The sequence below is a fragment of the Nocardia sp. NPDC087230 genome, assembly GCF_044744725.1.
Classification (GTDB): Bacteria; Actinomycetota; Actinomycetes; order Mycobacteriales; family Mycobacteriaceae; genus Nocardia; species Nocardia canadensis.
The window spans coordinates 528,953-539,217 of record NZ_JBIUYV010000004.1 but is presented as its reverse complement, the minus strand read 5'-3'; the positions used below and the strand labels follow the sequence as shown (position 1 = coordinate 539,217).

Annotated in this window: 10 protein-coding genes; 5 read left to right on the top strand and 5 right to left on the bottom strand. The window is 68.1% G+C overall.

Annotation, left to right across the window (positions count from 1 at the left end):
• Positions 1-518: 518 nt before the first annotated feature.
• Complete coding sequence (locus ACIO52_RS18230) at positions 519-1,118, top strand: vancomycin high temperature exclusion protein (protein WP_402645132.1); 600 nt, start codon at positions 519-521, stop codon at positions 1,116-1,118.
• 19 nt (positions 1,119-1,137) lie between these two features.
• On the opposite strand, the gene ACIO52_RS18225 is transcribed toward ACIO52_RS18230, so the two are convergent.
• Positions 1,138-1,788, bottom strand: a complete 651-nt coding sequence (locus ACIO52_RS18225; RefSeq protein WP_402645129.1) for a hypothetical protein — start codon at positions 1,786-1,788, stop codon at positions 1,138-1,140.
• A gap of 224 nt (positions 1,789-2,012) precedes the next feature.
• Complete coding sequence (locus tag ACIO52_RS18220; protein ID WP_402645127.1) at positions 2,013-2,588, bottom strand: hypothetical protein; 576 nt, start codon at positions 2,586-2,588, stop codon at positions 2,013-2,015.
• Between the two features lie 153 nt (positions 2,589-2,741).
• Here ACIO52_RS18220 and ACIO52_RS18215 point away from each other — a divergent pair, with 153 nt between their 5' ends.
• Positions 2,742-2,996 carry a hypothetical protein gene (locus ACIO52_RS18215; protein WP_402645124.1) on the top strand — a complete coding sequence of 85 codons (255 nt, stop codon included), beginning with the start codon at positions 2,742-2,744 and terminating at the stop codon, positions 2,994-2,996.
• Positions 2,997-3,086: 90 nt separating this feature from the next.
• Positions 3,087-6,407, top strand: coding sequence for a DEAD/DEAH box helicase (locus tag ACIO52_RS18210; protein ID WP_402645121.1), 3,321 nt, complete (start codon positions 3,087-3,089; stop codon positions 6,405-6,407).
• Here the strand turns inward: ACIO52_RS18210 and ACIO52_RS18205 are convergent.
• A complete protein-coding gene (locus ACIO52_RS18205) occupies positions 6,389-7,447 on the bottom strand; it encodes a class I SAM-dependent methyltransferase (RefSeq protein ID WP_402645118.1) in 1,059 nt (352 codons plus the stop codon). The two genes, ACIO52_RS18210 and ACIO52_RS18205, sit on opposite strands and share 19 nt — an antisense overlap.
• A gap of 167 nt (positions 7,448-7,614) precedes the next feature.
• Between ACIO52_RS18205 and ACIO52_RS18200 the strand changes: the two genes are divergently transcribed.
• Positions 7,615-7,935 carry a hypothetical protein gene (locus tag ACIO52_RS18200; protein ID WP_218721806.1) on the top strand — a complete coding sequence of 107 codons (321 nt, stop codon included), beginning with the start codon at positions 7,615-7,617 and terminating at the stop codon, positions 7,933-7,935.
• 69 nt (positions 7,936-8,004) lie between these two features.
• Here ACIO52_RS18200 and ACIO52_RS18195 read toward each other — a convergent pair whose 3' ends face one another.
• On the bottom strand, positions 8,005-8,460 hold the full coding sequence (locus ACIO52_RS18195; RefSeq protein ID WP_218721808.1) for a PTS glucose transporter subunit IIA: 456 nt from the start codon (positions 8,458-8,460) through the stop codon (positions 8,005-8,007).
• On the bottom strand, positions 8,457-8,687 hold the full coding sequence (locus tag ACIO52_RS18190) for a glucose PTS transporter subunit EIIB (RefSeq protein WP_218721810.1): 231 nt from the start codon (positions 8,685-8,687) through the stop codon (positions 8,457-8,459). The genes ACIO52_RS18195 and ACIO52_RS18190 overlap by 4 nt, the downstream gene beginning before the upstream one ends.
• A 227-nt stretch (positions 8,688-8,914) precedes the next feature.
• Between ACIO52_RS18190 and ACIO52_RS18185 the strand changes: the two genes are divergently transcribed.
• Positions 8,915-10,261, top strand: a complete 1,347-nt coding sequence (locus ACIO52_RS18185) for a PTS transporter subunit EIIC (protein ID WP_218721811.1) — start codon at positions 8,915-8,917, stop codon at positions 10,259-10,261.
• Positions 10,262-10,265: the final 4 nt, after the last annotated feature.

The following is a 10,265-nucleotide window of genomic DNA, read 5'->3' as shown; positions in this document are numbered from 1 at the left end:
TTGAAACACCCGAAGGCGAATCAGAAATATCTAAACTAGAGTCCGAAAACCTAGCAATGCCGAACACCAGCAAAAGTTTGCTGACATTCAAAATGCCCGACCTCGTCAACCGGGGGGTATGAGAGGCCGGAACCAATAATAATATTGGCACTGACATTCATCGACACACTATTGAGTTCTCAAAGAACACACGCACAAGCATCCACCCGCAACATTTCGTAGGGGCTTCAGCGAGGCAGGGTTCAAACTTAGCGCACGCAAGTGCCCGGACGCAAATCCGGGCTAGGTGAGCTGTCTTACTTGTTGTCGGCGCTCATCGTCCAACCTCGTTTCCCTGGTACTCGGTACCGGGTCGGTGTCCGTGTCGCTCTGACTTGAATTAATTTACGTGTCGACAAATGCGATGTCAAATTCCCTAGTCAGGGGATGTTTCGTGACATCCGGTCGCCGCGGAGGTCCGCATTCGCGGCGCACACGGGCGGTACGGTGACGCCACAACGACATAAGGGAGGGTCGGCGTGGCGGGTGAGCGGCGGGTGATCGGGGTCGGGCTGGTGGTGGCCAGCGGATTGGTGCTCGTCACGGTCGGCGCGAATATGGCGATGTGGGCCTTGTCGTCCGGGCATCGCAGTGATGTGAGCGAGGCGGTGGGGGCGCCGGTGGTGATCGTGCCCGGGGCGAAGGTCGCGGAGGACGGGACGCCGATGGCTTATCTCCGGGGGCGGTTGGATGTCGCGATCGAGTTGGTGGCGGCGGGGAAAGCCGGGGAGATCCTGTTGTCGGGGGACGCGGGTGGGAGCTCCGGGGACGAGACCGGCTCGATGACGCGGTATCTGCTCGAGCACGGGATCGATCCGGCGATCGTGAAGGCCGATGGGGAGGGACTGTCGACGCGGGAGACGTGTGAGCGGGCGCGGTCGATGTTCGGGGTCGAGCAGGCGATCATCGTGAGTCAGTATCAGCATCTGCCGCGGGCGGTGGCGTTGTGCCGGGCGGCGGGGATCGAGGCCGATGGGGTGGTCGCGTATTGCGATTGCCGGCGGAGCACCGAGGTGCGCAACAACGTCAGGGAGTGGCTTGCCGCGCCCAAGGCTGTCGCGGAGATGGTGCTGCGCTGAGGCCGAGTTCCGAATAGGCTCATTCGTGGCCGGGCGGTTCGTCGAGCCGCTCCGTCGCATCTTGTTGAGCTCGCTCCACTTCGCCCAGCCAGCTGGACTCTCCGAACCAACGTTCCTGGCCGGGGCCTGCGATCTCTGCGCGTTGGAAGTCGTGGATCGGATCACCGTGCCGCCACTGTGCGCGGTCGACGAGAGTGGAATCGACCTGTGGATAGCGGATGACGTCGGGCGTCCCGGTTGCCGGGACCTCGGTCCGTCGCACAGCATCTGCGCGGAGGAGAGTCTCCTGCCATGTTCCGCAATCGTCGATTCGGAACCCGACCTTGCTTCGGCAACGTACACAAGCGATGTTGGCTCCGCCCGAGCCTGTGATGCCGAGGCAGCCGAGATCGTCGTCTGAGTTGACGAGCATCACCGTGTCGCGGGTATCGCCGGGGTTCAGCACATACTGCGCGCCGCCCGGCCCCCGATAGCGCCGCCCGTCCGGCCGGACGTTGTCAAGCGGTGGATATGTGTGTACAGCGAAGGTGCCCGCCATCATCCGCGCTGGTAGAAACTTCCAGATCAGGTGCGGAAGTCTGGGCAGCTCCGCATCGCTACGCCACGGGACTTCGCGAAGCGGGACGCTGATCGGCACGTCACACACCGCGCAAACGAAGACCCACATCATGTCACCATCTGCCAACGTCCTCGGCCGCGCAACTACGGGCCACCCTGATGGGACGGGTTGCCGCTGAGATAGCGCACGCCGAGTCAAGGACCGCGGATCAACTCCGATTCGGAATCGCTCGACTTGGTTTGCCTGCGCGGTCCGGAACAGGGCAGGCGCGGCGCGGGTGTCGGCTCGGCCTACCTTGCGGCAACGATTGGCCCGACCCGCTTCCGGCTGCGCCGTCACCTGGCAGCCGACAAGCGGCGCAGCGCCCGCCACCATCGCGACCTGGCCGACGTGGATGCGGTAACGACCGGCTGACCCCAAGGCCGACCTGTCGACAGAGTCCGGCAGCTCGCGTAAAGGTCGTCGCGAAGTAGGTCCTGGTCGATGGTGTCGTCGTCGAGATGCCAACAGAATCCATCGAAATCGGCAGCCAGATCAGCCAGATCAGGACTTCCGGCTTCGGGCGTCACCGACAGGTAGTCGCGGTCGGACGCTATCCGGCTCAGGTGTTCGACAAAGGTTCCCTCGCCCGCGAGCAACGCCGACGCGGACTTCTCGACTCGACGCCACCGCACGTCGACCTCCCGCGCCGACCATGCGGCCTCGGTGTCCTCGACGAGCCCGAGCTCGGCCACCGCGGTGCGGAACAGCGCAGGCGCTTGGCTCGTGTCGGTGCGGTGCAGGCAGGCGAGTTCGACCAGCGCGGGAGTGTCGTGGCCATGGGCCAGTGCCTCGGCCGCCGCCATCGACAGATCCTCGGGGAAGAGTTCCCCCACCGCAAAGCGGTCGGCGGCGCTGTCGAGCTCGTTCATGGGGTCAGCGTGCGGTGGGCGGGGAAGGGCGGCAATGGATTTTCGGGGACGACGTTTCCTCGGCGAAAGATCGGTCAACCCTGTCGGTCGGTCCGGGAGCTGCGCGGACCGATTCCGATCATCGCGCTGATCAGCGCTTTTCAGGAGGACATTGTGCGAATCGTCAAGGCAGTAGCGGTCGGTCTGGCTGTTGCGGCCGCCACAGTCGCGGGGGCAGGTTCGGCCGTCGCGGAGCCGGAACAGAAGGAGAACATCTACATCGACGTGTCGGTGCTCGGGTGCTCGGTCGGTGCCGGGCTGGGTGGTGATGTGCTCGTCGCGCTGGGTGGCGGCGGTGGGTCGAGCGCGCTGGTGAACTCGTCGCTGGCGGCGCGGCTGCGGGCCGCCGGCTGCCTGCCGCGACTGTAGGACCTGCGCCGATGGTCTCGCCACGCGCGGCGGGACCATCGGGGTGCCGTGCTCGGGGAATCGCGATCGCGTACCGTGATCGGGGTTGTCATGATGGCCGACGGAATGGGGTGCATCGTGGGCGGATCCGAGCACGCCGCGCGGCTCGTACGTTTCTGGCAGACCGTGGAGTTGTTCGGTCCGCAGCGTGTTCCGGACGTCGGGGCGCTGCCCGACGACGGACTCGTGGTCGAGCCGGCGGCCGACGATCTCGCGCCGTGGGAAAACCTGGCCGCACTTCCGCCGCTGCGGGCAGGGCGCGTGTGGCAGTTCGTCGTGTACGGCGGGCTGTTCGGGATCGGGCGGGCGCGGGAGGCGCTGGTCCGGGCGTTCGGGGAGGACCGGCTCGAAGCCGATGCCCGGCGTGCCGGTACCACTGCGGCTTTCGCGGTGACGCTGACCGACGACGGGGTGGTCGTCGGTGGTTCGGCGAGCCTGTCGGGGTTGGCCTGGGCGGTGAATCGGTTGCGGTCGCCCGGTCCGGCGGACAATGGCTGGGCCGAGGGGTTCGACCACGATTCGGCCGCGTTCACGGCGGCTTTCGATACGTTGACGCGCGAAGCCGCGGCCGCCGATCCAGAAGAGGTGCGGTACTCGCCCCGGTGGCGGGCGCTGGACGTGGTAGGCCGTGGTGTCGGGGCATCGCTGATCGCGGCGGGCGCGGACGGAGTCATCTCCCCCGGGCTCGCCGGAATGTCCGCGCTGGCCTTCGCCGAGCGACTATTACCCCGTGACCCGGAGGAATCGGCCGAGGCGCCGCGGCTCACCGGGCGGGATGTGCAGACCTTTGCCGGTGAACTGTGTGGAGCGCTGGGGATTCGGTCGGAATTGCGTGCGGGTGGCGTGCGCGTCGCGTGTGTGCAGGTCGCATCGCGGGACGCTGTCACGGGCGAGGATCGGCTGAACAGTGGTTTGCGCGCTGACCTCGCCACGCTGGCGGCGGCCATCGAGCGCGGCGATGTCGGTCCCGCGCTCCAGGACTATCTCGCGGCCGCCGAGACGCTGCCTGTCGATGACCGCATAGATGTCAGGGAGCGCCAGGACGTGGTGGTCGAAGGGCTACTCCCACACCTGGTTCCGGACGGACGCTGGCCGGGCGACCCGCTGGTGTCGGGACAGCAGTTCGCGGTCGATCAGGCACTGGCCGGATTGCGGGACGACGCGGGGATTTTCGCGGTACACGGAGCGCCGGGGACCGGCACGACGACGATGCTGCGCGATCTGCTGGCCGGGATCGTGGTGGAACGGGCCGCGCAGCTGGCCTCGTTCGACAATCCGCTCGACGTGTTCACCGGGGTCACCGAGCAGGTGCAGGTCGCCAAGAACTACACCGTGGGCGCGCATCGGCTGGCGTCGAATGTCACCGGGTTCGAAGTGGTGCTGACGACGGGCAGCGAGGAAGCCGCCGCCGACGTCGTCACCGAGATCCAGCGCCGTGACGCCATCGATCGCGAGTTCGACCATTTCACCGAGCTGGCCGATCTCGTCGGCGACGAGCCCGCATGGGGCTTGGTCGCCGCGGCGCTCGGCGATCAGCGACGGACCTTCGGTGAGCGGTTCTGGTTCGGCGACCGGTTCGCCACCGAGCACTTCTCCGGGTCGACGGCCGGCGGCATGCTCGACCTTCTCAAACAGGCCGAGGCCGACCCGGATTCGATCCCGGACTGGTCGACGGCGGTGCTGGATTTCGCCAATCGGCGCGCCGAGGTGCGCAGGCTCGCCCAGGAACGGCAGGACGTCGCCGACGCGGTGGCCGAGCTGCCCGACATGCACGAGCGGCTGCGCTCGATCGCGGCGGAGATCGCCAATGCCGATACCGCGCACGCGCATTGGCGAGAGCGGCACCAGCTGGCCACCGAGCATCTGCGGGCGGCGCAGGCCACCCAGCATCGGGTCGGCAAGTTGCTCGCTGAGCACGGTGGGCAGAAGCCGGGGTTCGCGGCGTCGGCGTCGACCGGGTTCAGCGCGGGTCGGCGCTGGAGTGCCCGCAGCAACGAGCTGCTGCGTGAACGGCATATCGCCGAATCGGAGATGCGACGGCGGCAGACCGAGGTCGAGTACACGCGGGCGCAGTGGGCGGAGGCGGCCGAGCACGGGCGCGCGCTCATCCGGGCGCATCGGGAGCTGACCGCGCGACGCGAGGCGGCGCTGGAGATCATCGAGCGAGCGCGCGAGAACTGGGCCGACACCATCCCGTTCGGCGATGCCGCCGGGGACGACGAACGGTTCCAGCTGTGCAATCCGTGGGCCGACGAGCAGTACGCGACGGCGCGGCGTGAGCTGTTCCTGTCGGCGTTGCGGCTGCATCGGGCGTTCCTGCTCGACGCGGCGCCGCGGGTGCGCGACAACCTGATCGTCGCGATCGCGCTGATCCGGGGTGAGCTGGCCGAGGCGCCGAAGCCGGAAACCGTCGCCGCCGCCTGGCAGACGCTGTTCTTGGCGGTGCCGCTGGTGGTCACGACGTTCACGGCCGCGCCGCGGTTGTTCGAGGGGCTCGGGCGGGAGGCGCTGGGCTGGTTGTTCGTCGATGATGCCGGGCAAGCCGCGCCGCAGTCGGTGGCCGGAGGGCTGTGGCGGGCGCGGCGGGCGGTGATCGTGGGTGATCATCGTCAGCTGGGGCCGATGGAGACATTGCCGACCTCGGCGCAGGAGGCGCTGGTGCGGCAGTTCGGGCTCGACGCGGAGTGGATGCCGGATCTGGCGTCGGCGCGGCGGGCGGCCGATCGCGGGGTGCGGTTCGGAACGTGGCTGACGCCCGCCGACGCCGCCGAACCGGTGTGGGTCGGGGCACCGTTGCGGGTACATCGGCGCAGCGATCTGCCGATCTTCGAGCTGACGCATCGGATCGCCTACGACGAGGATCTGCTGATCTTCGGGACGCCGGAACGGCCGGAGTTCCCCGGGCAGGATCGGTGGATCGATGTGCGATCGGCCCGGGCGGAAGGGAATTGGATTCCCGGGGAGGGCGAGGCGCTGGCCGAGTTGCTCGCCCAGCTGACCGAGGACGGGGTGTCGCCCGGCGATATCCGAGTGGTCAGCCCGTTCCGGGATGTCGCGCGCGGGGCGCGGGAGGTCGCGCGGGAGGTGCTCGGGCCGGAGTTCGCCGCGCATCAGGTGGGAACCGTCCATGCGATGCACGGGAATTCGGCCGAGGTGGTCGTGCTGATTCTCGGGACCTCGCCCGCCGCGGGTGGGTCGCGGCGCTGGGCGGCGATGAATCCGAATGTGCTCAATGCGGCGGTGTCGCGGGCGCGGCGGCGGGTGTATGTGATCGGCAACTACCGATTGTGGAGCAGCCAGCGGTATTTCGACGCGCTGGCCGCGCAGTGGACGGTGCAGGACGAGCCGGTGCGTCAGACGGTCAGCCGGTAGAAGCGCCAGAACCCGAAGTCCTCGATCGGGAGGACGTCGACGGCGGCGAAGCCCGCCCGCTCGGCGTACTCGGCCAGTTTCGCGGTGCGCAGGACGGTGCCGGTGCCCGCCGAACCGGGGTGGGCCATGCCGTCGGGCAGGCAGATCAGCAGGCTGAAGCCGTACATCAGGCGGTCGACATCGCCGGCCGGTGCGGTGAATTCCGCGTCGACGGCTTCGTCCATGACGATCACGACGCCGCCGGGCCGCAGGGCCTTGCGCATCGCGGTGAGGATCTCGACGGGGTGGGGCATGTCGTGCAGGCATTCGAAGGCGAACACCGCGTCGAACGTGGCTTCGGGCAGGTCGGTCGCGGCGTCGCCGTGGTGGAAGCGGACGCGGTCGCCGAGGTCGGCGGCATTGTCGCGGGCCATCACGACCGAGGGTTCGTCGATGTCGTAGCCGTCGACCCGCAGTTCCGGGTAGGCGCGGGCCAGCGCGATGGACGACCAGCCGCCGCCGGAGCCCACATCGGCGACGCGGGCGTCCTGGCCGGCGAGTCTCGCGTGCACATCCGGCACGCCGGCCAGGTCGATGGCGAGACGGTGCTCGAACCACGGGCGGTTCATGTCGGACTGCGATTCGCGCATGTCCACGCCGTATTCGGACCAGCCGACGCCCCCGCCCTCGCGGTAGGCGCGGATCAGGCCGGGCAGCTGGACCGCGGCACCGGCCAGCATTCTGGCCAGCGGCGCGAGGTAGTTCAGGCTGCTGGGATCGGTGAGGACTTCGGCGGGACCGGCGGGGAGGGTGAAGCGGCCGTCGCCGTCGACGGTCAGCACACCGGTCGCGGCCTGCTGCTCGAGCCATTCCCTGGCGTAGCGCAGGTCGCCGCCGGCGCGCGCGGTCAGTTCGACGGCGTCGGCGGGACCGTGCTCGGCCAGTGCCCAATACCAGCCGAGCCGGTCGCCGAGGTGCACCGCGAGGATGTCGACGGCGCCGAGTGCCGCGCCGAACAGCCGGTCGGCGAACTGCTCACTGGTCTGCTCCGTTGCGGTCACGTCGATCCTCCCTGGCTGTGTCACGGACCGATCGGCCCGCTGTAGCGAAGTACGTGGCGGCGCGGCCCGTGGTTCACTCCGGAGTCAACGATTCGGTCTCCGACCGGCTGGTTGCGCGGAGTTTGCGGGAGACTGGCCGGTGCGTGTGTCGAATGATCGGAGTAGTCATGAGAACAGCCGCCGTCCTCGGATCGACCGCTGGCGCCGCGATCGCCGTCGTCCTCGCCCTGCCCGTGGAAGCCGGTGCCGATCCGGTCACCGACTTTTTGTGCAACAGCGGGTCCAGCCAGTTCTGTCCGCCGCCACCTCCGTCACCCGGCGGGGACTGTCATCCGTCGTATGACCCGTGCGTGCCGTTCGCCGCCGACGTCGACTGCGCGGGCGGCGACGGGAACGGTCCCGCGTACACGGGACGGGTTCGGGTGATCGGGCCGGACGAGTACGGGCTCGACACCGACAACGATGGGATCGGCTGCGAGACCAGCTGACGCGCGGGGCGGCGTCGTGCCGCAGGCCGGTAGCCTGCCCGCGCACGCGCCGCGCGTCAGCTGGGTCTGCTACGGCGAATCGAACAGCAGGACACCGGAATCCACCTCGGTGCCGACGGCGTCGCTGACGATCGAGTCCTTCGGGGAGTCCATCACGACGATCGGGCAGATCGGGGAATTGCCGGTGGCGGCGATCTCGGTGGGGTCGAAGGTGACGATCGGGGCGCCTGCCTCGACCTCGTCGCCTTCGGCGGCCAGCAGGCCGAAGCCTTCGCCCTTCAGCTTCACCGTGTCGATGCCCAGGTGGACGAGGACGCCGACGCCGCTGCCCAGGATGACGAAGGCGTGCGGGTGGAGTTTGAGGATCTTGCCCGCGATGGGGGCGGTAACCGTGAGGGTGCCCCGGGTGCGGTCGGGGTCGATCGCCACGCCCGAGCCGACGATCTGACCGGCGAAGACCGGGTCGGGGACGTCGGCCAAGGAGACGACCTTGCCCGCGAGCGGAGCGAGGACGGGCACGCTCACAGGATGTCCTCGATGTCCTCGGCGAGGGTGTCGGCTTCGGGGCCGACGACGACCTGCACGACCGAGCCGGCCTTGAGGACGCCGTGCGCGCCCGCGGCCTTGAGGGCGGCTTCGTCGACCTTGCTGCCGTCCTTCACCTCGGTGCGCAACCGGGTGATGCAGGCCTCGATCTCGACGATGTTGTCCGCGCCACCCAGACCCTTGACGATCGCTTCCGCTTTGGACATGTGTTCTCCCTTTCCGCGGTGGTTGCCGGTTCCAGTATGGGAGCCTCGAATGTGCGCCACGTCATATTTCGCGGTTGACATCCGACAGCCACCTGGTCAAACTTACAACTGGTTATGACCGGACAGTACCCGTCAGGGTCACCGGTTCACAACAGTTAACCCGGACCGACTCCCAAGTCCGTTCGGCTCGCCGAGACCGCCGGAAACCCGGCACGAAGAAGGTCGACATGACTGCCGTTACCGACAGCCCCAAGCAAGAATCGAAGGTGTTCGCGGGTTTGCAGCGCCTGGGTCGCAGCCTCATGCTGCCGATCGCGGTGCTCCCCGCGGCGGGCATCCTGCTGCGCCTCGGCCAGGCCGATCTCCTCGGCCGGTTCTCCGCGCTGGAGAGCACCGCGTCGGTCATCTCGGCGGCCGGTCAAGCCGTGTTCACCTGGCTGCCACTGATCTTCGCCGTCGGCATCGCGATCGGCTGGGCCAAGAAGGCCGACGGATCGACGGCGCTGGCCGCGGTGGTCGGCTACATGGTGATCAACGGCGTGTTCGAAGCGATGTCCCCGATCGTGCTGGAGGGCAAGACCGATCCGAAGGGCGCGCAGGCGCTGATCAACTACGGCGTCCTCGGCGGCATCGTGATGGGTCTGCTCTCGGCGATCCTGTGGCAGCGGTTCTACCGCACGAAACTGCCGGATTTCCTGGGCTTCTTCAACGGTCGGCGGCTGGTGCCGATCCTGACCGCGATCACCGGTCTGGTCGTCGGTGTCGGCATGTCGTTCCTCTACCCGGCGTTCAACTCCGCGCTCACCTGGGTGGGCGAGACGGTCGCCGACAACACCGTCATCGGTGGCGGCATCTACGGTGCGGCCAACCGGCTGCTCATCCCGACCGGCCTGCACCACATCCTGAACTCGACCGTGTGGTTCCTCGTCGGCGATTACACCGACGCCTCCGGCCAGCTCGTGCGCGGCGACCTCAACCGGTTCTTCGCCGGCGACCCGACCGCGGGCACCTTCATGACCGGCTTCTTCCCGATCATGATGTTCGCGCTGCCCGCCGCCGCGCTGGCGATCTGGCACAACGCGCGCCCGTCGCAGAAGAAGCTGGTCGGCGGCATCATGCTCTCGACCGGTCTGACCGCGTTCGTCACCGGCATCACCGAGCCGCTGGAGTTCTCGTTCATGTTCGTGGCGTGGCCGCTGTATGTGGTGCACGCGATCCTGACCGGCACCTCGATGGCGCTGGTGAACGCGCTGGGCATCCACGACGGATTCACGTTCTCGGCGGGCGCGATCGACTATCTGCTGAACTTCGGCAAGGCGACCGACGCGTGGCTGCTGATCCCGATCGGCTTGGGCTACGCGGTGATCTACTACGTGCTGTTCAGCTTCGTGATCAAGAAGTGGAACCTGCGCACGCCCGGCCGCGAAGCCGAGACCGATGTCGAGGTGGGCGCGCCCGATGTCGCCACGGCCGAAGCCGAGGCGGCGCTGGAGGCGACCGGAGATACTCGCACCGACGCGCCGTTGGTCGCCGAAGTCGAATCGAAGCTGGACAAGAAATTGGAAGGTGAGTGAGGAC